The organism is Aliiroseovarius zhejiangensis (assembly GCF_014656375.1).
In the GTDB taxonomy this organism is placed as follows: domain Bacteria; phylum Pseudomonadota; class Alphaproteobacteria; order Rhodobacterales; family Rhodobacteraceae; genus Aliiroseovarius; species Aliiroseovarius zhejiangensis.
The window spans coordinates 22,939-46,773 of record NZ_BNCH01000001.1 but is presented as its reverse complement, the minus strand read 5'-3'; the positions used below and the strand labels follow the sequence as shown (position 1 = coordinate 46,773).

24 protein-coding genes are annotated in these 23,835 nt (G+C 61.0%); 16 read left to right on the top strand and 8 right to left on the bottom strand.

Annotation, left to right across the window (positions count from 1 at the left end; all coding sequences use genetic code 11):
• Nucleotides 1-2 precede the first annotated feature (2 nt).
• Nucleotides 3-1,055, top strand: a complete 1,053-nt coding sequence (locus IE188_RS00230) for a patatin-like phospholipase family protein (protein ID WP_191284478.1) — start codon at nucleotides 3-5, stop codon at nucleotides 1,053-1,055.
• Here the strand turns inward: IE188_RS00230 and IE188_RS00225 are convergent.
• A complete protein-coding gene (locus tag IE188_RS00225) occupies nucleotides 1,052-1,690 on the bottom strand; it encodes a LysE/ArgO family amino acid transporter (RefSeq protein ID WP_191284476.1) in 639 nt (212 codons plus the stop codon). The genes IE188_RS00230 and IE188_RS00225 overlap by 4 nt on opposite strands.
• Nucleotides 1,687-2,430: a DUF502 domain-containing protein gene (locus IE188_RS00220; RefSeq protein ID WP_191284474.1), complete on the bottom strand. Its 744-nt coding sequence runs from the start codon at nucleotides 2,428-2,430 to the stop codon at nucleotides 1,687-1,689. Before IE188_RS00220 ends, IE188_RS00225 begins: the two co-directional genes overlap by 4 nt.
• 201 nt (nucleotides 2,431-2,631) lie before the next feature.
• Here IE188_RS00220 and ligA point away from each other — a divergent pair, with 201 nt between their 5' ends.
• The 3 genes from ligA (at nucleotide 2,632) to IE188_RS16820 (ending at nucleotide 7,106) form a co-directional block, all read left to right on the top strand.
• On the top strand, nucleotides 2,632-4,755 hold the full coding sequence (gene ligA / locus IE188_RS00215) for an NAD-dependent DNA ligase LigA (RefSeq protein WP_229836351.1): 2,124 nt from the start codon (nucleotides 2,632-2,634) through the stop codon (nucleotides 4,753-4,755).
• Between the two features lie 3 nt (nucleotides 4,756-4,758).
• Entirely contained in the window at nucleotides 4,759-6,849 is a 2,091-nt protein-coding gene (gene recG / locus IE188_RS00210) for an ATP-dependent DNA helicase RecG (protein ID WP_191284471.1), read from the top strand.
• A 134-nt stretch (nucleotides 6,850-6,983) separates the two neighbouring features.
• Entirely contained in the window at nucleotides 6,984-7,106 is a 123-nt protein-coding gene (locus tag IE188_RS16820) for a hypothetical protein (protein WP_268246012.1), read from the top strand.
• 189 nt (nucleotides 7,107-7,295) lie between these two features.
• Here IE188_RS16820 and IE188_RS00205 read toward each other — a convergent pair whose 3' ends face one another.
• Nucleotides 7,296-7,739 (bottom strand): iron-sulfur cluster assembly scaffold protein, encoded by a 444-nt coding sequence (locus tag IE188_RS00205; RefSeq protein ID WP_191284470.1) that lies wholly within the window; start codon nucleotides 7,737-7,739, stop codon nucleotides 7,296-7,298.
• A gap of 71 nt (nucleotides 7,740-7,810) precedes the next feature.
• Here IE188_RS00205 and hisI point away from each other — a divergent pair, with 71 nt between their 5' ends.
• Nucleotides 7,811-8,170 carry a phosphoribosyl-AMP cyclohydrolase gene (gene hisI / locus IE188_RS00200; RefSeq protein WP_191284469.1) on the top strand — a complete coding sequence of 120 codons (360 nt, stop codon included), beginning with the start codon at nucleotides 7,811-7,813 and terminating at the stop codon, nucleotides 8,168-8,170.
• Nucleotides 8,171-8,240: 70 nt separating this feature from the next.
• Here the strand turns inward: hisI and gluQRS are convergent, their stop codons facing one another.
• The 3 genes from gluQRS to gyrA form a co-directional block, all read right to left on the bottom strand.
• Nucleotides 8,241-9,083, bottom strand: a complete 843-nt coding sequence (gluQRS, locus tag IE188_RS00195) for a tRNA glutamyl-Q(34) synthetase GluQRS (RefSeq protein ID WP_191284468.1) — start codon at nucleotides 9,081-9,083, stop codon at nucleotides 8,241-8,243.
• A 14-nt stretch (nucleotides 9,084-9,097) separates the two neighbouring features.
• Nucleotides 9,098-10,444 carry a methylenetetrahydrofolate--tRNA-(uracil(54)-C(5))-methyltransferase (FADH(2)-oxidizing) TrmFO gene (gene trmFO / locus IE188_RS00190; protein ID WP_191284466.1) on the bottom strand — a complete coding sequence of 449 codons (1,347 nt, stop codon included), beginning with the start codon at nucleotides 10,442-10,444 and terminating at the stop codon, nucleotides 9,098-9,100.
• Nucleotides 10,445-10,530: 86 nt separating this feature from the next.
• Nucleotides 10,531-13,290, bottom strand: coding sequence for a DNA gyrase subunit A (gene gyrA / locus IE188_RS00185; RefSeq protein ID WP_191284465.1), 2,760 nt, complete (start codon nucleotides 13,288-13,290; stop codon nucleotides 10,531-10,533).
• Between the two features lie 196 nt (nucleotides 13,291-13,486).
• Here gyrA and ctaA point away from each other — a divergent pair, with 196 nt between their 5' ends.
• The 4 genes from ctaA to IE188_RS00165 all read left to right on the top strand — a co-directional run bounded on the left by ctaA (nucleotide 13,487) and on the right by IE188_RS00165 (nucleotide 16,976).
• A complete protein-coding gene (gene ctaA, locus IE188_RS00180; RefSeq protein WP_191284464.1) occupies nucleotides 13,487-14,641 on the top strand; it encodes a heme A synthase in 1,155 nt (384 codons plus the stop codon).
• Between the two features lie 6 nt (nucleotides 14,642-14,647).
• Complete coding sequence (locus tag IE188_RS00175) at nucleotides 14,648-16,126, top strand: carboxypeptidase M32 (protein WP_191284462.1); 1,479 nt, start codon at nucleotides 14,648-14,650, stop codon at nucleotides 16,124-16,126.
• Between the two features lie 42 nt (nucleotides 16,127-16,168).
• Nucleotides 16,169-16,489 carry a hypothetical protein gene (locus IE188_RS00170; protein ID WP_191284461.1) on the top strand — a complete coding sequence of 107 codons (321 nt, stop codon included), beginning with the start codon at nucleotides 16,169-16,171 and terminating at the stop codon, nucleotides 16,487-16,489.
• A 64-nt stretch (nucleotides 16,490-16,553) separates the two neighbouring features.
• A complete protein-coding gene (locus tag IE188_RS00165; RefSeq protein ID WP_229836349.1) occupies nucleotides 16,554-16,976 on the top strand; it encodes a VOC family protein in 423 nt (140 codons plus the stop codon).
• Between the two features lie 6 nt (nucleotides 16,977-16,982).
• On the opposite strand, the gene IE188_RS00160 is transcribed toward IE188_RS00165, so the two are convergent.
• Nucleotides 16,983-17,198 carry a hypothetical protein gene (locus IE188_RS00160; protein ID WP_191284460.1) on the bottom strand — a complete coding sequence of 72 codons (216 nt, stop codon included), beginning with the start codon at nucleotides 17,196-17,198 and terminating at the stop codon, nucleotides 16,983-16,985.
• An 11-nt stretch (nucleotides 17,199-17,209) separates the two neighbouring features.
• Nucleotides 17,210-17,863, bottom strand: a complete 654-nt coding sequence (locus IE188_RS00155) for an alpha/beta hydrolase (protein WP_191284459.1) — start codon at nucleotides 17,861-17,863, stop codon at nucleotides 17,210-17,212.
• Between the two features lie 187 nt (nucleotides 17,864-18,050).
• Between IE188_RS00155 and iscR the strand changes: the two genes are divergently transcribed.
• The 7 genes from iscR (at nucleotide 18,051) to IE188_RS00120 (ending at nucleotide 23,820) form a co-directional block, all read left to right on the top strand.
• Nucleotides 18,051-18,512 (top strand): Fe-S cluster assembly transcriptional regulator IscR, encoded by a 462-nt coding sequence (gene iscR / locus IE188_RS00150; RefSeq protein WP_191284458.1) that lies wholly within the window; start codon nucleotides 18,051-18,053, stop codon nucleotides 18,510-18,512.
• A 69-nt stretch (nucleotides 18,513-18,581) separates the two neighbouring features.
• Complete coding sequence (locus IE188_RS00145; protein WP_191284457.1) at nucleotides 18,582-19,625, top strand: cysteine desulfurase family protein; 1,044 nt, start codon at nucleotides 18,582-18,584, stop codon at nucleotides 19,623-19,625.
• 27 nt (nucleotides 19,626-19,652) lie between these two features.
• Entirely contained in the window at nucleotides 19,653-21,176 is a 1,524-nt protein-coding gene (gene sufB / locus IE188_RS00140) for a Fe-S cluster assembly protein SufB (protein WP_191284456.1), read from the top strand.
• Nucleotides 21,177-21,206: 30 nt separating this feature from the next.
• Nucleotides 21,207-21,419, top strand: coding sequence for a hypothetical protein (locus tag IE188_RS00135; RefSeq protein WP_191284455.1), 213 nt, complete (start codon nucleotides 21,207-21,209; stop codon nucleotides 21,417-21,419).
• A 26-nt stretch (nucleotides 21,420-21,445) separates the two neighbouring features.
• Nucleotides 21,446-21,757, top strand: coding sequence for a heavy metal-binding domain-containing protein (locus IE188_RS00130; protein ID WP_191284454.1), 312 nt, complete (start codon nucleotides 21,446-21,448; stop codon nucleotides 21,755-21,757).
• Nucleotides 21,758-21,769: 12 nt separating this feature from the next.
• Nucleotides 21,770-22,534: a Fe-S cluster assembly ATPase SufC gene (gene sufC / locus IE188_RS00125; protein WP_191284452.1), complete on the top strand. Its 765-nt coding sequence runs from the start codon at nucleotides 21,770-21,772 to the stop codon at nucleotides 22,532-22,534.
• Nucleotides 22,531-23,820: a SufB/SufD family protein gene (locus IE188_RS00120; RefSeq protein WP_191284451.1), complete on the top strand. Its 1,290-nt coding sequence runs from the start codon at nucleotides 22,531-22,533 to the stop codon at nucleotides 23,818-23,820. Before sufC ends, IE188_RS00120 begins: the two co-directional genes overlap by 4 nt.
• The last annotated feature ends 15 nt before the right edge of the window (nucleotides 23,821-23,835 follow it).

The following is a 23,835-nucleotide window of genomic DNA, read 5'->3' as shown; positions in this document are numbered from 1 at the left end:
AAATGGCACAACCAAAACGTATCAATCTGGCCCTTCAGGGCGGGGGTGCCCACGGCGCCTTCACCTGGGGCGTATTGGACCGCCTGCTGGAAGACGACGGGATCGAGATCGCCGGGATCTCGGGCACCTCGGCGGGCGCGCTCAACGGGGCGGCGCTGAAAGCCGGATTGGTGGCCGATGGCAAGGGGCAGGATCGTGATGCGGCGCGCGCCAATCTTGATGCGCTGTGGCACAAGGTGGCCGGGGTGCATGACCTGCGCCTGACCTCGTGGTTTGCACAATTTGCCCCGCAGAACGAGCTGATCAGCCAGGCGTTTCAGGCCTCGCCCATGTTCATATGGGCCGACATGGCAAGTCGCGTCGTCAGCCCCTATGCCTATGGGCCGTTCTACAAGAACCCCTTGCGCGATATCATTGCGGATTTCGATTATGACAAGGTCTGCGCCGATATCGGCCCGCGCCTGAATGTCTCGGCCACCAATGTGCGCACGGGCAAAATCCGGGTCTTTGGCGGCGACGAGATCAGCACAGATGCTATTCTGGCGTCGGCCTGCCTGCCCACGGTGTTCCAGGCCGTCGAGATGGTCGATCCGAAAACCGGCACGGACGAGGCGTTCTGGGATGGCGGCTATACCGGCAATCCAGCGCTGTTTCCGCTGTTCGACCCGGCCTTGCCCGCCGATATCGTGGTGGTGAACATCAATCCTTTGTATCGACATGATATTCCGCGCAACGGCGCGGATATCCAGAACCGGATCAATGAAATCAGCTTCAATTCCTCGCTTTTGCGCGAGCTTCGGGCGATCAGTTTCGTCAAGCGGCTGATTGCGTCGGGGCAATTGTCACCCGGTCAGATGCGTGATGTACTCGTCCACATGATTTCGGATGATGAACTGATGCGTGATCTCAGCACCGCGACCAAGCTGGTGCCGTCCTCGGTGACGCTGCATCGGTTGAAGGATGCCGGACGGGCGGCGGCAGGTGCATTTTTGGACGCCCATCGCGCGGATCTGAACCTGCGCGGCACCGTCGATCTGGAAGAAATGTTCGGCTAACCGCCGATCGACCCCGTGACCACGCCCCGGATCAGACCTGCCGCAATCACCCACATGGTCAATCCGATCACGACATCCAGCACCCGCCATGCGCCGGGTTTCTGCATGATCGGCGCAAGCAGGCGCGCGCCATAGCCCAGAGAGAAGAAAAAGACGAAGCTGGAGGTCACGGCACCCGCGCCAAACGCAATCCTCTGTGCCCAGTCGGGATATGATGTCGAAATCGCCCCGATCAGGCCCAGCGTGTCCAGATAGACATGCGGATTGGCCCAGGTGAAGGCGGCGGCAATGGCGATCACGGCGCCAAGGGATCGGGATTTCCCCGCGATCTCCATCTCGTAGGCGCCCTTGATCGCCGCATGAAACCGCATCGCCCCGTAGATGATCAGAAAGCCCGCCCCTGCCAGCGCCATGATCAGGGGCAGGCGGGGCCAGGCCTCGACCAGCGCCCCGAAGCCAAGCACACCGGCAGCAATCAACAGCGCGTCCGAAGCCGCACAGAACAGACACAACCAAAACACATGCTGGCGCAACAGGCCTTGCCGCAGCACAAACGCGTTCTGTGCGCCGATGGCAAGGATCAGGGAAAACCCCGTTGCAAAACCTGTGATCGCGGGCGTGGCCAGATGGGTCATTTAGTTGCACTTTCAGGGGGTGTCTTCGGATCTTTTCCATTGGGATAGACAAGCCCCGCCGAGATGACCAGCTTTGCGGCATCTTCGACCGTCATCGAAAGTTCGATCACCGAATGGCGCGGCACGAACAGCAAGAAACCCGACGTGGGGTTGGGCGTGGTAGGCAAAAAGACCGAGATAATATCCTCGTCCACCGGGATCCGTGCGTCAATCTCGCCCTTGGCCTTGGTCGAGATGAAGGCGATGGCCCAGATCCCTTTGCGCGGGTATTCGACCAGACAGGCCTTGTCGAACTTGGTCTCGGTTGATTGGCTGAAAATGGTCTCGGCAATCTGCTTGAGCCCGTTATACAGCGAGCGAACAACCGGCATCCGGTCGACCAGGCCTTCGCCCCAAGCGATGAACGACCGTCCGATCAGACCCTTGGCGATCCAGCCCACCAGCACGGTGAACAGCAGGAACACAACCACACCCAAGCCGCGCACATTGATGCGTACGTCCTCGCCGAACAGCATCTTGAACCATTCGCTGTCGCCGAAAAACGTGTTGATCAGTTCATCCGGATGATACCGGGCAGGCACGAAGGGCAGAACCCAGCTGTCGATCCAGCCGACAAAGGTCCAGATCAGCCACATGGTCACGGCAATCGGGACCACGACAACAAGCCCGGCAAGGAAGTTGTTGCGCAGCCCGGCAAACGGACGCCGCTTGCGCTTTGCGTGTTCGTCGTGTTCGGTCATGTAAACCCGTTCCCCGGCAGTACCCAGCGAAACTTAGGCACTGTGACCGGGCTGGGCAATAGCTCACACGCAGGCAACGGGATGAAATGACCGAATTTCAAATGGCTGGCCCGGCCTGTCGATGTTGCAATGCGGATCGGGGCTGGACGGCGGACATGGCGGCGCCTATCACATTGGGACCAGGTATGGGGGGCCCTGCGCGTGACAGACCGAACCGATGTTGATGACCTGACCGAGGCCGAAGCCCGCGCTGAACTGAAGCGTCTGGCCGGTTTGCTGTCCGATGCCAATCGCGCCTACCACGCAGAAGACGCGCCCACGATTTCGGATGCCGAATATGATGCGGCCAAGATGCGAAATGCGGCCATCGAAGCCAGGTTTCCCCACCTGAAACGCGCTGACAGTCCGACAGATCAGGTCGGTGCGACCCCATCCGAGGGCTTTGGAAAGATCACCCACGAAGTGCGGATGCTGTCGCTGGGCAACGCGTTTTCGGACGCGGATGTGACCGAGTTTGACGCGCGTGTCCGCTCGTTTCTGGGTCTCAGCCCGAAAGATGATCTGGCCTACACCGCCGAGCCGAAGATCGACGGTCTGTCGCTGTCGATCCGTTATGGAAACGGACGGTTGGTTCATGCGGCCACGCGGGGCGACGGTGCGGTTGGCGAAAACGTGACTCAGAATGCCCGGACCGTTGCGGATATTCCCGAGACGCTGAACGGTGCGCCTGATCTGCTTGAGGTCCGGGGCGAGGTCTATATGTCCCATGACGACTTCGCCGCGCTGAATACCCGGCAGGCCGAGCGCGGCGGCAAGACCTTTGCCAACCCGCGAAACGCCGCCGCAGGTTCGCTGCGCCAATTGGACGCGAGCATCACCGCCGACCGCCCGCTGCGCTTTTTCGCCTATGCGTGGGGGGCGCTCAGCGCGCCGCTGTCTGATACCCAAATGGGCGCGGTGGAACGGCTGGCGGAACTGGGCTTTCAGACCAACCCGCTGACCCAAAGGTTCACGGATCTGGACGCGATGCTGGCCCATTACCACGCGATTGAATCGCAGCGCGCGACGCTGGGCTATGACATTGACGGGGTGGTTTACAAGGTCGACAATCTTGGCTTGCAGGCGCGGCTGGGCTATCGCTCGACCACGCCGCGATGGGCGATCGCGCACAAATTTCCCGCCGAACGCGCCTGGACCCGGTTGGAGGCCATCGACATTCAGGTCGGCCGCACAGGCGCGCTGAGTCCCGTTGCACGGCTGACGCCCGTCACCGTCGGGGGCGTGGTCGTGTCGAATGCCACGCTGCATAACGAGGACTACATCGCAGGGCGTGACAACAAGGGCGACATCATCCGGGACGGCAAGGATATTCGCGTCGGTGACTGGGTCGAGGTGTATCGCGCGGGCGATGTGATCCCCAAGATCTCGGACGTGGATTTGTCGCAGCGGCCCGAAGATGCGCAACCTTACAAATTTCCGCAGAGCTGTCCGGAATGCGGATCAGATGCCATTCGCGAGGAAGGCGACGCGGTGCGCCGCTGCACAGGTGGCATCATCTGCCCCGCGCAAGCCGTTGAGAAACTGAAACATTTCGTCAGCCGCGGGGCATTCGACATCGAAGGTCTGGGCGCCAAACAGGTCGAGATGTTCTATCACGACGAAGCCCTTCCCATCCGCGAACCCGCCGATATTTTCACACTCGCCACGCGCGACAAGAACAGCCTTGCCCGGTTGAAAAACCGCGATGGCTGGGGCGACAAAAGCGCCGAAAACCTGTTTGCAGCGATTGAAGACCGCCGCGCAATTCCTTTAAATAAAATGATTTTTGCACTTGGTATTCGCCATGTGGGGGAAAGTGCAGCAAACCTTCTGGCCCACCACTACGGCACGTGGGAGGCGTTTGAAACCGCCGTGACTGCCGCCCAACCCGGCACGCCGGAATGGGATGATCTGGTCTCCATCGACGGGGTCGGGACCGTCATGGCCGGGTCATTGGTCGCCGCGTTCTCGCAAGAGGCCGAGCGCGCCTCGATCGACCGGCTGGTGGCGGAACTGGACGTGCAGCCCGTCGCCGCCCCCAGGACCGACGGCAGCCCCGTGGCGGGCAAGGTCGTGGTGTTCACCGGCACGCTGGAAAAGATGACCCGCGCCGAAGCCAAGGCCCGGGCCGAGGCGTTGGGGGCAAAGGTCTCAGGCTCTGTGTCCGGCAAGACGGATCTTCTGGTCGCGGGGCCGGGGGCGGGGTCGAAAGCCAAGAAAGCCGCCGATCTGGGGGTCGAGATCATCGACGAAGACGGCTGGCTTGCCCTGATCGGGGACGCATAAGCCATGGCAACCCGGCCCGAGATCCTGTTTCCTCTGTTTGCCGATCTGGAAACACTTGGCGGCATCGGGGAGAAGACCGCCAAGGCATTGGGTACATTGGGGATTGAACGGCCGCGCGACCTGCTGTTCTGGCTGCCTCATGCTGGTATCGACCGCAAATTCCGCGCCTCGATCACCGAGGTGCAGCCGGGCGACATGGCGACCGTGGAAATCGAGGTGGGGCAGCACCGGCCGGGCCGCACCCGCACCGCACCCTACCGGGTCGAGGTTCGTGACCCCCTGACCACGTTCGAACTGGTATTCTTTCACGCCAATGGCCCCTGGCTGCAAAAGCAACTGCCCGAAGGGGCGGCGCGCGTTGTGTCGGGCAAGGTGGAAAGCTTCGACGGCAAGCTGCAAATCGTTCATCCTGACTATATCATGACCCCGGCCGAGGCCGCCAGCATCCCCGATTTCGAACCCGTCTATCGCTTGACCGCCGGGGTCACCGGGCGCGTCATCGCCAAGGGCGTGGGCGAGGTGCTGACCCGGCTGCCCATCCTCAAGGAATGGATCGACCCCGAACTGAAAGCGCGCGAACATTGGCCCGATTGGCATGAGGCGCTGATGGCGGCCCATGCGCCCGAGGGCGTCGATGACCTGTCGCCCCAATCGCCCGCGCGCCGGCGGCTGGCCTATGATGAGTTTTTTGCCCACCAGCTGACGCTGGCACTGGCCCGCGCCAAGGTCAGGCGGGGTAAGGGGCGGGTCAGCGTCGGCACGGGCGATTTGCAGGCCAAGGTGCTGGCCGCACTGCCCTACAAACCGACCGGCGCCCAGACCCGCGCGGTCGAAGAAATCAGCGCCGATCTAGCCTCGGGCAAGCGGATGAACCGGCTGTTGCAGGGCGATGTGGGGTCGGGCAAGACGCTGGTCGCGCTGCTGTCGCTTCTGATCGCGGTCGAGGCGGGCGGGCAGGGCGTCATGATGGCCCCCACCGAAATTCTGGCCCGTCAGCATTTGGAAGGGCTGCGCCCCTTGGCGGATGCCGCGGGCGTGGTGGTCGAGATCCTGACCGGGCGTGACAAGGGCGCCGAGCGGCGCGCGAAACTGGAGGCATTGGCGCGTGGCGACATTCACATTCTGGTCGGCACCCATGCGGTGTTCCAGAAAGACGTGGAGTTCCACGATCTTCGGCTCGCCATCGTCGATGAACAGCACCGCTTTGGCGTCGCACAGCGGATGGAGCTGGGCGCGAAGGGGCAAGCGGCGGATGTGCTGGTGATGACCGCGACGCCCATCCCACGCAGTCTGGCGCTGGCGCAATATGGGGATATGGATGTCTCGGTCTTGGATGAGAAACCGCCGGGGCGAAAGCCGATCAAGACGGTTCTGGTGTCATCGGGCCGGATCGACGAGGTGGTCGAACGCCTGCGTCGCGCGATGGCCGATGGCGCGCAAGCCTATTGGGTCTGCCCGCTGGTCGATGAAAGCGAGGTCATGGACCTGACCGCCGCGGAGGAACGATTCAAACACCTGCGCGCCGCCCTGGGCGAGGGCATGGTGGGCATGGTTCACGGCCAGATGCCGCTCGTAGAAAAGGACGCTGCGATGGCGGATTTCGTCGCCGGGCGCACCAAGCTGCTGGTCGCGACCACGGTGATCGAGGTGGGCGTGGACGTGCCCAATGCCTCGATCATGGTGATCGAACGGGCGGAACATTTCGGGCTGGCCCAACTGCACCAACTGCGCGGGCGCGTGGGGCGGGGGCAGGCGGCCTCGACGTGTCTTTTGATGTATCAACCTCCGTTGACGGAAGGGGGCGAGAAACGGTTGGCGGTGATGCGCGACACGGAAGACGGGTTCGTGATTTCTGAAGCTGATCTTGAAATGCGCGGGGCGGGCGATGTGCTGGGCACGGCGCAATCCGGCCTGCCGCGCTTCTGGGTCGGTGATCTGGAACATCAGGCGGGGCTGATGGCTGTGGCACAGAAAGACGCGCGGCTATTGCTGCAACAAGACCCGGATCTGACCACGCTACGGGGCCACGCGGCGCGGGTGCTTTTGTGGCTGATGCGTCAGGACGAAGCGATCCGTTTGATTTCAGTGGGTTAAGCCGTTTGTTCTCATAAGTTCACAAATGTTCTTAAAAAGTTCTTTACAAAACCGTTAAGAATATGCGAACAAAGTAGCAACAAAGCGGATGGCAGCCCCGAAATGCCACCGAGATCGAGAGCAGGAGACACCCCATGTTGCACGATGTGAAAGCCGTCATGTCCCGTTCGTCCGCCACAATCTGGCAAGACGCAATCGGGGGGATGTCCTTGTTGGTTCTTCTGTTCGGTGCGCTGCACCTGCCGGGGGTGATCTGACCCCCAAACCCACAGTTTCTGCCAGCTCAGGGTCCGGACACTGCATCATGTCCCAAATGCGATGCGTCCTGACGGTTCACTGCCCGTCGCCTGTCCCACGTTCCGGTGTTTTGCCTCATTCCTGCACCGAAACGGTTTATCCCGAGCCGCAACTGCCGCCGCCTCCCTGCCAGGAGCGCGGCGGTTTTTTCAGGCCGCCGCCATTGCAGCGTCGATTGCGTTCAGCGTGGCGTCGAACGGCAACAGGATCGAGGCATGGCGGTTCTTGAATTCACGCGCGGGTTGCAAGACCTCAAAACCCTCGAACGGCGCAGCGGGGACCGGGCCGTTCTGGCTTAGCATCGCATGCAGCGCATCACGCCCCTGTTGCAGCGCGGCCCGGTCCAGCCCGATCACCACGCCGCCAAGGATCGCTGCCGACGCCTGGCCCAGGGCGCAGGCTTTCACATTCTGCGCGAAATCCGTGATCGTTCCGGCGTCAAGCGTGATGCCGACCGTGACAGTTGATCCGCACAAGGGCGACCGGGCCTTTGCTTCGCCATCCGGCGCCTCGAGGCTGCCCAGATGCGGGATTGCCGCGGCAAGGGCGAGGATCTGTTTTGAATAGAGCTTGATCAGGTCGCTGTCGGCCATCTGTCCTGCCTTTTCCGTCGCGGTTTCCCGGTCTACATAGGGTGCTGACGGGCAATTGGAAAGGATGGTCCATGAAATTCGAGACAGGCAGTCTGCGCTATGACGACAACGGGTTGATCCCGGCGATTGCGCAGGATGCTGCGACAGGTGACGTTCTGATGATGGCCTGGATGAATGAAGAGGCCGTGACGCGCACGCTGGAGACCGGGCGCGTTACCTATTGGTCGCGATCACGGCAGGCATTCTGGGTGAAGGGTGAGACATCGGGGCACGTGCAGGAGCTGGTCGATTTCCGTGTCGATTGTGACCGGGATTGTCTGCTGGTGAGGGTAAATCAAACTGGTCCGGCCTGCCACACCAACCGGCGGAGTTGCTTTTTTACGGCGGTCCGGGGTGGGGAAGAGGTCGAGATCATGGCGCCCATGCTCTGAGGCTGCGCCGGGGGTTTTGCACCCCCGGACCCCCGCAGGATATTTTTTGGCCAGAAGAAACCGGGGGCGGTCAGAGGCCGATCATAGCGCGGATGTCGGCGGGTGTTTTGCCTTCTGCGCGATAGGTCGCGATGGCGCGGGCATCGTCGCGTTTGGCGAGGCGTTTGCCGTGATCGTCGCGGATCAAACGGTGGTGATGATAGGTCGGCACGGGCAGGTTCAAAAGCGTGAGCAGGATCACCTGGATCGCGGTGAAATCGAACAGGTCCTCGCCACGGATCACGTGGGTGATGTCTTGTCTCGCGTCGTCGATGGCGGAGGCGAGGAAATAGGCCACGATATCTTCGCCCTTGCGTGACAGGACCACGTCGCCGATCTGCGTGTGGGCTTGACTGGGGTCGATCTGGTGAGTGCCTTTGTGAGCCTCGCCGGTTTCCACGAACCGGGGGAAGTCATCAGTCAGCAGGGCAAGCGCGCGGTCCAGATGCAGGCGTAGGGCGTCGCCTGGTTTGCGGTCCGACATGAGACGCTGTTTGCAGGTGCCGGGATAGACCTCGTGCGGGTGACCTTCCTGCGGGGCAGTGAGGGCGGCGCGTATGTCGGCGCGGCTGCAGGAGCAGGGGTAGAGCAGATCGCGTGCCGCGAGTTGGGCTAGATATGTGTCGTAGGAGGTCAGTTGCATCGACTGGCGCAGCACGGGGCCGTCCCAATGAAGCCCGAGCCAGGTCAGGTCCTGGCGGATCAGCGCATCCCATTCGGGTTTGCTGCGTTGCAGATCGGTGTCCTCGATCCGCAAGAGGAACTGGCCGTTCGCCGCGCGGGCCATATCATGGGCGAGTATTGCGGAGTATGCGTGCCCCAGATGCAGGGGCCCGGTAGGGCTGGGGGCAAAACGCGTTATGAAATCCGTCATATACGCGCCGTTCTTTATGTTGATTGCTCAAGCCAGTCGATCCAGGCGGCCTTGGCGCGATCGGTATAGGCCTTGTAACGGTCCTTGCGCCCACGTCGTCCGCCCTTCAGCCCGTCAACCGGGCGAAACAGACCGAAATTGACATTCATCGGCTGGAAGGACTTTGCCTCGGCCCCGCCCGTGATGTGATGGATCAGAGCGCCCATGGCGGTGTCCTGCGGCACGTCGGGCAAGTCCAGCCCCAGCAGCTCGGCGGCGGCCAGACGCCCTGCCAGAAGCCCCATCGCCGCGCTTTCCACATAGCCTTCCACCCCCGTCACTTGGCCTGCGAACCTGAGGTTCGGGCGGGATTTCAGGCGCATTTGGCTGTCCAGCAGCGTCGGCGAGTTCATGAAGGTGTTGCGATGAATACCGCCCAGCCGCGCGAAAGAGGCGTTTTCCAAGCCGGGGATCATCCGGAACACGTCCGTTTGCGCGCCGTATTTCATCTTGGTCTGGAAGCCGACAATATTATAGAGCGTTCCCAATGCGTTATCCCGGCGAAGTTGAACCACCGCATAGGGTTTGTCATCAGGCTTGTGAGCATTGGTCAGGCCCACGGGTTTCATCGGGCCAAACCGCAGCGTATCACGCCCGCGCTCGGCCATCACCTCGATCGGCAGGCAGCCATCGAAATAGGTGGCGGTTTCGCCTTCGTGAAACTCGGTCTTGTCGGCGGCGAGCAGCGCGTCGATGAAGGCCTCGTACTGGTCGCGGGTCATGGGGCAGTTCAGATAGGCGCGTCGCTCGTCCTCGGTGTCGCCCTTGTCATAGCGGGACTGCGCCCAGACCACATCCATGTCGATGCTGTCGGCATAGACGATGGGGGCGATCGCATCGAAGAATGCCAGACGGTCGGTGCCGGTCTCATTCGCGATGGCGTCCCCCAGGGCCGGCGAGGTCAGGGGACCGGTGGCAAAGATCCAATGCCCGTCGGTGGGCAGATCGCTGATTTCGCCATACTCGACCCGGATATTCGGCAGCGCACGCAGTTTTTCCGTTACATATTGCGCAAAGGCGTCGCGATCCACGGCCAAGGCGCCGCCCGCGGGCAGGCGGTTGTGGTCGGCGCTGGACATGATCAGCCCATTTGCCTGACGCATTTCCCAATGCAGAAGGCCCACAGCGTTCTGTTCATCATCATCAGACCGAAACGAGTTCGAGCACACCATTTCAGCGAAATCGTCGGTCTGGTGGGCGAAGGTTTCGACCTTTGGGCGCATTTCGTGCAGCACCACATCCACGCCCATATGCGCGGCTTGCCATGCGGCCTCGGACCCGGCCATGCCGCCGCCCACGATGTGTAATGTCTTGTCAGTCATGGGGTGCAGATAGGAGATTGCCGTGCAAAAGGGAAGGCCCCGTTTTTGCTGGAAAACGCAGAAACGGGGCCGTCTGGTGTCGGGGATCAGTCGATGCTGTCGGTGGCGTCATCGTCTTCGGATTGTTCGATGATGCGGGCGACCGATACGACCTCTTCCCCCTTGCCGGTGTTGAAAACCTTGACGCCGCCTGCGCTGCGCGACCGGAAGCTGATGCCGTTGACCGGGCAGCGGATGGACTGCCCCTTGGAGGTTGCCAGCATGATCTGATCCTCCGGATCGACCGGGAAAGATGCCACGATGGGGCCACCACGCATGGATTTTTCCATCGCGGTCACGCCTTGCCCGCCGCGCCCGCGCACCGGATAATCGTGTGACGAGGTCAGCTTGCCCACGCCGCCTGTGGTGATGGTGACGATCATCTCTTTCGCCGCCAGCATTTCCTGATACCGCTCGTCGGACAGCACGCCCTCGGCCAGATCGCCGTTCTCGGAATCGGTGCCGTCGTCGTCGCTTGGGTCGCCGCCCAGTTCCGCGCGATAGCGTTTCAGGAAGGCGGTGCGTTCCCACGGTTCGGCATCGAAATGGCGGATCACCGAGGCCGAGACGACCTCGTCCCCGTCATTCACCAGTTTGATGCCGCGCACCCCGGTGGACGACCGCGAGTTGAACACACGTACATCCGTGACCGGGAAGCGGATCGCACGACCGGATGAGGTTACAAGCATAACATCATCATTTTCATCACAAATTCGCGCGTTGATCAGGCGGGTGCCTTCATCGTCACCTTCGAATTTCATCGCGATCTTGCCGTTGCGCATCACATTGGTGAAATCCGACAGACGGTTGCGGCGGACCGAACCTTTGGAGGTTGCAAAGATGATTTGCAGGTCGTCCCAGTCTTTTTCGTCGCGATCAACCGGCATGATGGCCGCAATCGACACGCCGGTTGGGATCGGCAGAATGTTCACCAACGGTTTGCCCTTGGCGGTGCGCCCGCCCTGCGGCAATTGCCATGTTTTCAGCTTATAGGCCATCCCGTCATCGGTGAAGAACAGAAGCTGGGTATGGGTATTGGCCACGAACAAGGTTGTGATCGCATCCTCGTCCTTTGTCTGCATCCCCGACAGGCCTTTGCCGCCGCGCTTCTGCGCGCGGAAATCGGCCAGCGGCGTGCGCTTGGCCCAGCCTGACGCGGTGATGGTCACGACCATGTCTTCGCGTTCGATCAGGTCTTCGTCGTCCATATCACCCGACCAATCGACGATCTGGGTGCGGCGGGGGACGGCGAAGGCTTCTTTCACCTCGTTCAGTTCGTCCGAGATGATCGCCATGATCCGTTCACGCGAGCGCAAGATATCCAGGTAATCCCTGATCTTTGCGGCGAGGTCTTGAAGTTCGTCCGTGACCTCTTTCACGCCCATGGCGGTCAGACGTTGCAGGCGCAGCTCAAGGATCGCGCGGGCCTGCGTTTCGGACAGATTATAGGTGCCGTCCTCGTTCATCTTGTGGGTCGGATCGTCGATCAGCTGAATATACTCGGCGATGTCCTGCGCGGGCCAGCGTCGTTCCATCAGCCTGGTGCGGGCGTCGGCAGGATCGTGCGATGCGCGGATGGTGGCGACCACCTCATCGACATTCGTCACCGCCACGGCAAGGCCGCACAGCACATGGCTGCGTTCCCGTGCCTTGCGCAGTTCGAATGCCGTGCGGCGTGTCACAACTTCTTCGCGGAAGGTGATGAAATGGCTCAGGAAATCACGCAGCGTCAGTTGTTCGGGCCGCCCCCCGTTCAGGGCCAGCATGTTGCAGCCGAACGAGGTTTGCATCGGTGTAAAGCGGAACAGCTGGTTCAACACGACCTCGGGTGTGGCGTCGCGCTTCAATTCGATCACCACACGCACACCGATCCGGTCGCTTTCATCCTGCACCGCCGAGATGCCTTCAATCCGTTTGTCACGCACAAGTTCGGCGATCTTTTCGATCATCGTGGCCTTGTTCACCTGATAGGGGATTTCGTCCAGCACGATGGCATAGCGATCCTTGCGGATTTCTTCGACACGGGTTTTGGCGCGAATGATGACGCTGCCACGGCCTTCCAGATACGCCTTTCGCGCGCCGGACCGGCCCAGCATGATGCCGCCGGTCGGAAAATCGGGGCCGGGCACATATTCCATCAGCCCCTCAGACGTCAGGTCCGGGTTTTCGATCAGGGCCAGCGTAGCGTCCACGACCTCTCCCAGGTTGTGGGGCGGGATGTTGGTGGCCATACCAACGGCAATACCACCAGCGCCATTGACCAGCATGTTCGGGAACCGGGCGGGCAGGACGGTGGGTTCAAGATCCTTGCCGTCGTAATTGTCCTGAAAATCGACCGTGTCTTTTTCGATATCCGCCAGAAGCGAGGCGGCGGGCTTGTCCATCCGCACCTCGGTATATCGCATGGCCGCGGCATTATCGCCGTCCATCGAGCCGAAGTTGCCCTGACCATCCAGAAGCGGCAGGGACATCGAAAAGGGCTGCGCCATCCGCACAAGAGCGTCATAAATGGCAGAGTCCCCATGCGGGTGGTATTTCCCCATCGTATCGCCCACCGGACGCGCCGATTTGCGATAGGGTTTGTCATGCGTGTTGCCCGTCCCGTACATCGCGTAAAGGATGCGCCGGTGCACCGGTTTCAATCCATCGCGCAGATCAGGAATGGCCCGGCTGACGATCACGCTCATCGCGTAATCGAGATAGGAGGCTTTCATCTCCTCTTCGATGGCGATCTGGGGGCCGTCGTAATGGGGTCGTTCAGGCGGCAATTCGCCTGTCTGCTCAGGGGGTTCTGGGGTGTCTGTCACGTTGTCCGCCGTTTTGGTGTTTGCCACACTATATCTGGTTGCGATGACTATATCATCGGGCTGACCGCAGGGGCAACCAGAACGGCCTGTTTTCCCCCGGAAACCGGCGCATATTCACGGATTTTCCTGCCCGCTGCCCCCTTGGCTTTCACCGTCAAGTAAACGAATATCGCGCCAAAGCCTATGGGAGAGCAGAATGTCCAAACCCCGCAGCATTTTTGAAGAAGTCGGCGACCAGACGAAGACCGCGCGCACCGCGCCCAAGGCGGGTGTGATCGAACGCGGCTCGGGCGGAGGTGCCGCGCGCGGGGCCGTGCGCCTGTGGCTGGTGGTTCTTTTCTTGCTGGTGACCCTGATGGTGGTCGTGGGCGGATTGACGCGGCTGACGGATTCGGGGCTGTCGATCACCGAATGGGCGCCCATTACCGGGGCGATGCCCCCGATGAACGAGGCAGACTGGGTGCGTGAATTTGAGAAGTATCAGCAAATCCCCGAGTTCAAGCTGCAAAACAGCGGCATGGAGCTGTCCGATTTCAAATACATTTACTGGTGGGAATGGGGGCATCGCCAATTGGGCCGCTTCATCGGTCTGGTCTGGGCGATCGGTTTTTTAGGCTTTCTGGCTGCGCGCAAGATCCCCAATGGTTGGACCGGACGCCTGTTGCTTCTGGGCGCGTTGGGCGGTGTGCAGGGGGCCATTGGCTGGTGGATGGTCTCGTCCGGTCTGTCGGGGGATCGGGTCGATGTCGCGTCCTATCGGCTGGCGATCCATCTGGGGCTGGCTTTTGTCATCCTGGGGCTGATCGCGTGGTATGTGCTGCTGCTGGGCCGGAAAGAGGCCAGCCTGATGGCCGCACGCCGCGGGCGCGAGGCGAAACTGTTCGGTATGGGCACGGGTTTGATGCATCTGGCGCTGCTTCAGATCCTGTTGGGCGCGTTGGTGGCCGGGATCGACGCGGGCCGCAGCTTTGTCGACTGGCCTTGGATGGCCGGGCAGTTTTTCCCGCCGGATGCCTTCGACCTGACCCCGGTCTGGCGCAACTTCTTTGAAAACGCAGGTCTTGTGCAGTTCATGCACCGGATCACCGGTTATCTGTTGGTGATCTATGCCATCGTGGTTTGGCGTGTCTCGCGCAAGTCCGGCAATCAGATGGTGCGGACGGGGTTCACCCTTGCTGCGCTGATGGTGCTGGGGCAGGTGGTGCTGGGCATCACGACGGTTTTGCAGGCCTCGCCCCTGCATGTGGCGATCACCCATCAGGTGGGTGCGATCCTGACCTGGGTTCTGATCCTGAACGCGCGTTTTCTGGCGGGTTACCCGACCGAACAATCCATTCGCAGCAAGGGATAAGGCGATATGACTGCGTTTGACGATCTGATGGCGTTTCAGCGCGACACGCAGGCACTTGCCGAAGTCGCGGGACGTCTTGGCTGGGATCAGGAAACCGTGATGCCCGACGGCGCCGCCCCGCAGCGCGCCGAAGAAATGGCAGCGATGGAGAACATCCTGCACGCCCGCCGGATCGACCCGCGCATTGCCGATTGGCTGGAGGCGATTGACACAGCCCTACTGTCACCTGTCGCGGCCGCGCAGATCCGCGAAATCGAACGCGCGCGGCAACGCGCCCTGAAAGTGCCGGTCACGTTGTCGATGGCGATCGCCCGCGCCACCTCCGCCGCGCATCGCACATGGGCGGCGGCAAAGGCGGCTGACGACTTCGCGTCCTTTCAACCGGCGCTGGAGGAAATCGTGTCCCTGCGCCGGGAAGAGGCCGCCGCGCTGGCCAACGGGGGCGATCTTTATGACGCGCTGTTGGATGATTACGAACCGGGGGCGTCGGGGCAGGACATTCAAACCATGTTCGACGCGATGCGCCCGCGACTGGTCAAGCTCAGGGATGCCGCCCTTGGCTCTGACCACCAGCCCGAGAAAGTGATCGGCACATATCCGGCCAAGAAGCAGATGAAGCTGGCGTCAAAGCTGGCGCGCACATTCGGCTATGACCTGACCCATGGGCGAATCGACAAGGCGTTGCATCCGTTCAGTTCCGGCTCGGGCCTTGATGTGCGCATCACCACGCGCACCAATCCCGCCGATCCGTTCAACTGCTTCTATTCCACCATCCACGAGGTCGGCCATGCCTGTTACGAACAGAATGTGGACCGTGCCTATCTGCTGACGCCGATCGGGCGCGGCGCGTCAATGGGGGCGCATGAAAGCCAGTCGCGGATCTATGAAAACCAGCTGGGGCGTTCGCGCGCCTTCACGGGTTGGCTGTTTGACCGGATGGAGCAGCGTTTTGGCTATGCGCCTGCCAGCAGCGCCGACGCGTTCTATGGCACGGTCAACCGGCTTGAAAAGGGCTATGTCCGCACGGAGGCGGACGAGGTGCAGTATAACCTGCATGTCTTGCTGCGCTTTGATCTTGAACGTCGTCTGATTGCCGGCCAGTTGGACGTTGCCGATCTGGAAGAGGCCTGGAACACACGTTTCGCTGCCGATTTCGGATACGAGGTCGACCGCGCCTCGCACGGCGTGTTGCAGGACGTGCATTGGGCCGAGGGTTTGTTTGGCTATTTCCCGACCTATAGCCTTGGCAATGTCTATGCAGGCTGCCTGCACGACGCTCTGCGCCATGACTGCCCCGATCTGGATGTCCAACTGGCGCAAGGCAATGTCACATATGCGACGGACTGGCTGCGCGACAAGGTCCAACAGCACGGTGCGCTTTATGCGCCGGAAAAGCTGATCGAACTGGCCACCGGCAAACCGGTCTCGGTCGAGCCATTGCTGGCGTATCTGGAAGCCAAGTTTGGCGAGATATATCGGCTGTAGATGGGGCGATGCTGCCGCCCCCGTCTGAAAGGACCATTCTGAATGACGTCGAACGATGACAAGGATTGGCGCCAGATCACAACGAAAGAAGCCTTTGTTCGCAACTTCGTCGACAAGGTTCTGGTGGGTGACGGGATGGAGTTCACCATCCATTCCGATGGCCGGATGTCGGGCCTGATCAACGGCGAGGTCTTGACGGGCAGTTGGTATTGGTCCGGGAAGTTTTTTTGTCGAACCGCCATGTGGCGAGGCGAAGACCTTGGTCTGGACTGTGAAACAATCGAAGCCCGTCGCTCTCAGATGCGGTACACTCGTGACAAGGGGCGCGGCGAAGCGTTAGTGGTAGAAATCAAGCAGCCCTGACGGCGCAGCGTGTGCCCCACAACAGGCCAGACGGTCAAGCGTCCCGGCCACATCAAGGGATGGATTGATCATCGCAAAAGTCACCGGCATTGGGGGCGTGTTCATCAAGTCAACCGGCGATGGTGCGACGCTCGCGAAGTGGTATAGGGATCATTTGGGGTTGGAACTGGCCGATTTTGGTGGTGCAATCCTGAAATGGCAGGACGACAACGCCAATGACGGCGGTCTGACCGTTTGGGCGACGGCCGACAGGGGAAGCACCTGGTTTGCCCCAAGCACGGCCGGTTTCATGATCAACTACCGGGTGGATGATCTGGACGGCTTGCTTGCCCAGCTAAAGGCGGCAGGAGTGCAGATTGTCGCCGGACCTGAACGTCACGAGAACGGTGATTTTGCGTGGATCATGGACGCGGAGGGCAACAAGGTTGAGCTGTGGCAGCCGTGTGAATGGGATGACAGTCGCACAAGCGATACCGACCCGGCCTGATCCTGATCAGGTGTACTTCCTGAGCAGCGCCTGCAACTGCGCCCGCCCGCGCGCCTCGGCGCGGCGGATGCGGACGGCGGTCATAAACGCTTCCTCCAACGTGGTTGAGGAGGATCCGATGGTCTTCTTGATCTCGTCCACCAGGTCTTCGTTGCCCGTCAGCTCAACCGCCTCCAGCACGTCCTTGGCCATGTCGTCCGCAACCTGTTCCAGAAGATCCATCGTGACCCCGTTCAGCGTGTCGTTTCGGTCAGGCGGCGGCGGACATATTCATCCACATGGGTGATCATCGTGTCCATATGGTCATTTTCAAAGAAATGGCCGGACCGCTCGACCTCGGTGTGGGTGATGGTGATGCCCTTCTGTTCATGCAGCTTGTTCACCAGCGCATGGGTGTCGGCGGGCGGGGCCACGCGGTCGGCGGTGCCGTTGATGATCAGACCCGAACTGGGGCAGGGGGCCAGAAAGCTGAAATCATACATGTTCGCAGGTGGGCTGACCGACACGAAACCGGTGATTTCGGGCCGGCGCATCAGAAGCTGCATCCCGATCCATGCCCCGAATGAGAAACCCGCGACCCAGCAATGCTTGGCGTTCTGGTTCATGGATTGCAGGTAATCCAGCGCCGAGGCGGCATCGGACAACTCGCCCACGCCCTGATCATATTCGCCCTGGCTGCGCCCCACGCCACGGAAGTTGAACCGCAGGACGTTGAACCCCATGTTGTGGAACGCATAATGCAGGTTATAGACCACCTTGTTGTTCATCGTGCCGCCGAATTGCGGGTGTGGATGAAGAATGATGGCGATGGGGGCGTCTTTTTCCTTCTGGGCGTGATAGCGGCCTTCAAGACGGCCTTCGGGGCCGGGAAAAATCACTTCAGGCATTCGGTCTTGGCCTCTTCTTTTCGTCGGTTCCTGCGTCGTGCTGCCACTGCCAGCTTTCTTGACGCATACGGACCCGCACCATAATACAGGGGTGGCGATCTGGCGGGTGCTGGACCTGCCTTTACCAGTCCTAAGTGACCTAGTGGCGATAGTCCAAAAGGTCAATGTTTTTGCGGGAGGTTACGCGATGAAGCTGTCAACCAAGGGGCGTTACGCGATGGTCGCGCTGGCCGATCTGGCGTTGCAGGACAATGACAGCCTGTTGTCGCTGACCGATCTGGCCAAGCGGCAGGATATCTCGTTGCCCTATCTGGAACAGCTTTTCGTCAAGCTGCGCCGTGCCGGGCTGGTCGACAGCGTGCGCGGGCCGGGGGGCGGCTATAAACTGGCACGGGCCGCGTCAGACATTCGCGTGTCGGAAGTGCTTGAGGCAGTGGATGAGACCGTTTCTGCCATGCACAAGGGGGCAGGGGCGTCAGGGGCCAGCTCAGGCTCGAAGGCGCAATCCATGACCAACCGTTTGTGGGAAGGATTGTCGGCGCATGTCTATGTTTTCCTGCACCAGACGCGATTGTCGGACGTGGTGAAGAACGAGCTGACACCGTGCCCTGCCGTGCCGACATTGTTTGCGGTGGTTGATGAGGAATAAGCCGCTGCGCGGCGATTCAAGGCCTTCGGCAAGGATATTTTTAACAAGAAAATGCGAGGGAGTGCGCCGGTGAGCCGCGTGTATCTGGACTGGAACGCCACGACGCCATTGCGACCTGAGGCGCGTACAGCAATGGTCGCGGCGATGGATGTGGTGGGCAACCCATCCTCGGTTCACGCCGAGGGACGGGCGGCGAAAGGGTTGATTGAACGGGCGCGCAAGGACCTGGCGGCGGCCTTGGGGGCCGAAGGGGCGGACATCATCTTCACCTCTTCCGCGACCGAGGCGGCGGCGTTGGCGCTGCAGGGGCGCGGCATTGCCTGCGCTGGCATAGAACATGATGCGGTGCGCAGTTGGTGTGATGAAAGCCTGTCGTCAGATATGGATGGCATCGTGACCGTTCCCGACCCGGCCCGCAGCGCGTTGCAGGTTGCGAATTCGGAAACCGGCGTGATCCAGACCTTGCCAGAGGGGCTTTTCCTGACCGACGCGACACAGGCGTTTGGGAAGATCCCCTTTGCGTTCAACTGGTGCGGGGCGCGGATGGCGATTGTCTCGGCGCATAAGCTGGGCGGGCCGAAGGGTGTGGGTGTCCTTATCGTCAAGCGTGGCACCGACATCGAAGCGCGGATCAAGGGCGGAGGGCAGGAGATGGGCCGCCGGTCGGGCACCGAGAATGTGATCGGCATCGCCGGGTTTGCCGCCGCTGCAAAAGCCGCACAGCGGGATCTGGAGGCGGGCACCTGGACCGCCATCGAAAAACTTAGAAAGATTCTAGAAAACACCATTGCGGAATCAGCAAAAGAGACTATTTTTGTCGGGAAAGACGCGAACAGGCTTCCCAACACCTCGTGCTTCATCACTCCGGGCTGGAAGGGCGAGACACAGGTGATGGTGATGGACCTGGCCGGTTTTGCGGTTTCCGCAGGGTCGGCTTGTTCATCGGGGAAGGTAAAATCCAGCGCCGCCCTGGTGGCAATGGGCTTTGACCGGGATCATGCGGGATGCGCGTTGCGTGTCTCGCTTGGCCCCATGACGAGTGAGGATGAGGTGCGCGCCTTTGCCGAGGCGTGGATCAGAGAATACAGGAAATTTCGGGCGCGGGGTCGATGACCCCCGGTCCCCGAATGAAAGGACGACATGGCCGGTGCAGATGAACTGAACGTCAAGGAAGGCGTGGAAGAAGAAACCGTCGAGGCGGTAAAATCGCTGGCCGGCCAATACAAGTATGGCTGGGAAACAGATATCGAGATGGAGTACGCGCCCAAGGGCCTGAACCCCGATATCGTGCGGCTGATTTCCGAGAAGAACGAAGAACCCGAATGGATGACCGAATGGCGTCTGGCGGCCTTCGCACGTTGGGAAAAGATGGTGGAGCCGGAATGGGCGATGCTGAACTATCCCGAAATCGACTTTCAGGATCAGTATTACTATGCCCGGCCCAAGTCGATGGAGGTGAAGCCGAAGTCTTTGGACGAGGTTGATCCCAAGCTGCTGGCGACATATGAAAAACTGGGTATTCCGCTGAAGGAACAGATGATCCTGGCCGGGGTCGAAGGGGCCGAAGACGTGCCCGCCGAAGGCCGCAAGGTCGCGGTGGACGCGGTTTTTGACAGCGTGTCCGTGGGCACGACGTTTCAGGCAGAACTGAAGAAGGCCGGTGTCATCTTCTGTTCGATCTCGGAAGCCATCAAGGATCATCCGGAGCTTGTGAAGAAATACCTGGGGTCCGTGGTACCGGTCAGCGACAACTATTATGCGACGCTGAACTCGGCCGTGTTCTCGGACGGCTCGTTCGTCTATATCCCGCCCAACACCCGCTGCCCGATGGAGCTGTCCACCTATTTCCGCATCAACGCGGAAAATACGGGCCAGTTTGAACGCACGCTGATCATCGCCGACAAGGGCTCTTACGTGAGCTATCTGGAAGGCTGTACCGCGCCGCAACGCGACACGGCGCAACTTCACGCCGCGGTGGTGGAAATCATCGTCGAAGAAGACGCCGAGGTGAAATACTCGACCGTTCAGAACTGGTTTCCCGGCGATGAAGAGGGCAAGGGCGGCATCTATAACTTCGTGACCAAGCGCGCCGATTGCCGGGGCGACCGGTCGAAGGTGATGTGGACGCAGGTGGAAACCGGCTCTGCCGTGACGTGGAAATACCCGTCCTGCCTGCTCCGTGGCAACGAAAGCCAGGGCGAGTTCTATTCCATCGCGATCACCAACAACCACCAGCAGGCCGATACCGGCACCAAGATGGTGCATCTGGGGCGCGATACGAAATCGCGCATCGTGTCCAAGGGGATTTCGGCGGGCGTGGCGCAGAACACCTATCGGGGTCTCGTGTCGATGCACCCGAAGGCCAAGAACTCGCGCAACTACACGCAGTGTGACAGTCTTCTGATCGGCGACAAATGCGGCGCGCATACGGTGCCGTATATCGAGGTGAAGAACAATTCCTCGCGCGTGGAGCACGAGGCGACCACATCCAAGGTAGACGAAGAACAAATGTTCTATTGCCGCCAGCGCGGGATGGACGAGGAAGAGGCCGTGGCCCTGATCGTCAACGGCTTCGCCAGGGAAGTGCTGCAAGCGCTGCCGATGGAATTTGCCATGGAAGCGCAACAGCTTGTGGCGATTTCGCTGGAAGGGTCGGTGGGCTGATCAGCGCCCCGAGTGAGCCGAGGATTGATCATGGAACAAAACAACAGGGGTCAGGCATTCTGGGCCAGCGTTGAATCCGCGTTGCCCTACGTGTTGCCCGCCATCGGCGGCGGGGCAGCCGTGATTTACATCAACACCCACAAGATGGACCAGTTGAACCCGATGATCTGGATTCCGGTCGGGATCTTTCTGGGCTGGGCCGCGTCGCGCGGTGTGATGAAACTGTTGGATCTGTGGCGCTGAGACCTGCGCAGTTAAGGAGCGGAGAAATGATCATCACCACAACACCGTCGGTCGAAGGGCATCCTATCGCCAAATACCACGGCATCGTCACCGGCGAGGCCATTCTGGGCGCCAACATCTTTCGCGATATCTTTGCACAGGTGCGCGACATCGTGGGCGGACGCTCGGGCGCATATGAAGAAGAACTGGGCCGGGCGCGGCGTACCGCGCTGGCCGAGATGGAAGAACACGCGGCGTCCTTGGGCGCCAACGCGGTCGTGGGCGTGGACCTCGACTATGAAGTGATCAACAACATGCTGATGGTGTCGGCCTCGGGCACGGCTGTCACTGTTTCGTAAGGACGGATTAAAATGCTGAAAATCAACAACCTGCACGTCAAACTTGAAGAAGAAGACAAGCGCATCCTGAAAGGCGTTGATCTTGAGGTGCCCGCCGGGTCGGTGCATGCGATCATGGGGCCGAACGGGTCGGGCAAATCGACCTTGTCCTATGTCCTGTCGGGTCGTGACGGGTACGAGGTGATCGAGGGCAACGCCACGCTGGAAGGAGAAGACCTGCTGGAGATGGAGCCGGAAGAGCGCGCCGCCGCGGGCCTGTTCCTGGCGTTCCAATACCCGGTCGAGATCCCGGGCGTCGGCAACATGACATTCCTGCGCACCGCCGTGAACGCGCAGCGCAAAGCACGTGGGGAAGAGGAAATGTCGGCCGCCGATTTCCTGAAATTCATCCGTGCCAAGGCGAAAGAGCTGAAAATCGACGCCGAGATGCTGAAACGCCCCGTCAATGTCGGCTTTTCGGGTGGCGAGAAGAAGCGCAACGAGATCCTGCAGATGGCGATGCTGGAACCGAAGATGTGCATCCTGGACGAAACCGATTCAGGTCTGGACGTGGACGCAATGAAACTGGTGTCGGACGGGGTAAACGCCCTGCGCGATCAGGGCCGCGCGTTTCTGGTCATCACCCACTATCAGCGTCTGCTTGATCACATCAAACCGGACGTGGTGCACATCATGGCCGATGGCCGCATCGTCAAATCGGGTGGTCCCGAACTGGCGCTTGAGGTTGAAACCAACGGTTATGCCGACATCCTGGCCGAAATGGAGGTCGAGGCATGAACACCGCCACCAAGCAAGCCACCGCGGTGATCAGCGCCGAGGCGCGCCCGGTTTCGGGTGCCTGGGCACAGGATGCCCGCGCCGATGCTGCCCGGCGCCTTGCCCAGATGGGGCTGCCGACGCGCCGTGACGAATATTGGAAATGGACCCGGCCCGACAGCCTGATTGCCGCCGTGCCCGACGCTGCTGCGGTTTTTGATTACGAAGGCGAGCCGCCGGTCTTTCACCAGATCGACCGGCTGACAATTGTCTTTGTAGATGGTGTGTTCGACGCCACCGCCTCGGATGATCTGTCCGGCGAAGGGATCGAGATTGAGCGTCTGGCGGATGCCACGGCGGCCGATATCCATTGGGCCAAGGACCTCTATGGTGTGCTGGAAGCGCGGGGGCAAAACCCTGTCGCGCGCCCGTTGGCGGCGTACAACACAGCCATGGCCACCGATGGCGTGGTGATCCGTGTCACCGGCGAGGTCAGCCGCCCTGTCAGCCTGTTCTATCGCCACGAAGACGCCACCTCGGACGCGGTGTTGCACCATGTGATCCGGCTGGAAGAGGGGGCGAAACTGACGCTTCTGGAAAACGGCGCGGCGGCTGCCCGGTTCTCGAAAGTGTGCGAGGTCGATGTTGCGGATGGGGCCGAATTCCACCATATCCGCGCGCAGGGACGCGACCATGAGCGGCAAGCGATCACTCATATGTTTGCCCGTCTGGGCGTTGAGTCGGTGTTCAAAAGCTTCACCATGACGGTGAATGGCCGCCTGACCCGCAACGAATGCGTGATCGAATTTCTGGGCGACGACGCCACCGCGCATGTGGCGGGTGCCGCCTTGGGCGACGGGGCGGACGGTGCCTTTCACCATGACGACACCGTGTTCATCACCCATGACGCGGTGGCCAGCGAAAGTCGCCAGGTGTTCAAGAAAGTGCTGAAAAACGGCGCGAAGGGCGTGTTTCAGGGCAAGATTCTGGTCAAACCGGATGCGCAAAAGACCGACGGCTATCAGAAATCGCAGTCGCTTTTGCTGGACGACGACGCCAGTTTCCAGGCCAAACCCGAACTGGAGATCTATGCCGATGACGTGATCTGTTCGCACGGATCAACGTCAGGCGCGATTGATGAAGAGGCTTTGTTCTACCTGCGCTCGCGCGGTGTGCCGGCCCATATCGCGACCGATCTTCTGGTGTTGGCCTTCCTGGCCGACGCGATCGACGAGATCGAGGACGACACCATCGCCGCCGAGATCAACGACCGGCTGGATGCGTGGCTTGCCCGCCATCGCGGCTGATCAGGGCGTGATGCG

Excerpts from the sequence above, each read along its gene's own strand:
- sufC (WP_191284452.1), top strand. The coding sequence starts at position 21,770 with ATGCTGAAAATCAACAACCTGCACGTCAAACTTGAAGAAGAAGACAAG.
- gluQRS (WP_191284468.1), bottom strand. The coding sequence starts at position 9,083 with ATGACGGATTTCATAACGCGTTTTGCCCCCAGCCCTACCGGGCCCCTG.
- IE188_RS00155 (WP_191284459.1), bottom strand. The coding sequence starts at position 17,863 with ATGCCTGAAGTGATTTTTCCCGGCCCCGAAGGCCGTCTTGAAGGCCGC.
- IE188_RS00205 (WP_191284470.1), bottom strand. The coding sequence starts at position 7,739 with ATGGCCGACAGCGACCTGATCAAGCTCTATTCAAAACAGATCCTCGCC.
- trmFO (WP_191284466.1), bottom strand. The coding sequence starts at position 10,444 with ATGACTGACAAGACATTACACATCGTGGGCGGCGGCATGGCCGGGTCC.
- iscR (WP_191284458.1), top strand. The coding sequence starts at position 18,051 with ATGAAGCTGTCAACCAAGGGGCGTTACGCGATGGTCGCGCTGGCCGAT.
- IE188_RS00225 (WP_191284476.1), bottom strand. The coding sequence starts at position 1,690 with ATGACCCATCTGGCCACGCCCGCGATCACAGGTTTTGCAACGGGGTTT.
- IE188_RS00175 (WP_191284462.1), top strand. The coding sequence starts at position 14,648 with ATGACTGCGTTTGACGATCTGATGGCGTTTCAGCGCGACACGCAGGCA.
- IE188_RS00170 (WP_191284461.1), top strand. The coding sequence starts at position 16,169 with ATGACGTCGAACGATGACAAGGATTGGCGCCAGATCACAACGAAAGAA.
- IE188_RS00120 (WP_191284451.1), top strand. The coding sequence starts at position 22,531 with ATGAACACCGCCACCAAGCAAGCCACCGCGGTGATCAGCGCCGAGGCG.
- IE188_RS16820 (WP_268246012.1), top strand. The coding sequence starts at position 6,984 with ATGTTGCACGATGTGAAAGCCGTCATGTCCCGTTCGTCCGCCACAATC.
- IE188_RS00130 (WP_191284454.1), top strand. The coding sequence starts at position 21,446 with ATGATCATCACCACAACACCGTCGGTCGAAGGGCATCCTATCGCCAAA.
- IE188_RS00160 (WP_191284460.1), bottom strand. The coding sequence starts at position 17,198 with ATGGATCTTCTGGAACAGGTTGCGGACGACATGGCCAAGGACGTGCTG.
- IE188_RS00230 (WP_191284478.1), top strand. The coding sequence starts at position 3 with ATGGCACAACCAAAACGTATCAATCTGGCCCTTCAGGGCGGGGGTGCC.
- hisI (WP_191284469.1), top strand. The coding sequence starts at position 7,811 with ATGAAATTCGAGACAGGCAGTCTGCGCTATGACGACAACGGGTTGATC.
- IE188_RS00135 (WP_191284455.1), top strand. The coding sequence starts at position 21,207 with ATGGAACAAAACAACAGGGGTCAGGCATTCTGGGCCAGCGTTGAATCC.
- sufB (WP_191284456.1), top strand. The coding sequence starts at position 19,653 with ATGGCCGGTGCAGATGAACTGAACGTCAAGGAAGGCGTGGAAGAAGAA.
- ctaA (WP_191284464.1), top strand. The coding sequence starts at position 13,487 with ATGTCCAAACCCCGCAGCATTTTTGAAGAAGTCGGCGACCAGACGAAG.
- recG (WP_191284471.1), top strand. The coding sequence starts at position 4,759 with ATGGCAACCCGGCCCGAGATCCTGTTTCCTCTGTTTGCCGATCTGGAA.
- IE188_RS00220 (WP_191284474.1), bottom strand. The coding sequence starts at position 2,430 with ATGACCGAACACGACGAACACGCAAAGCGCAAGCGGCGTCCGTTTGCC.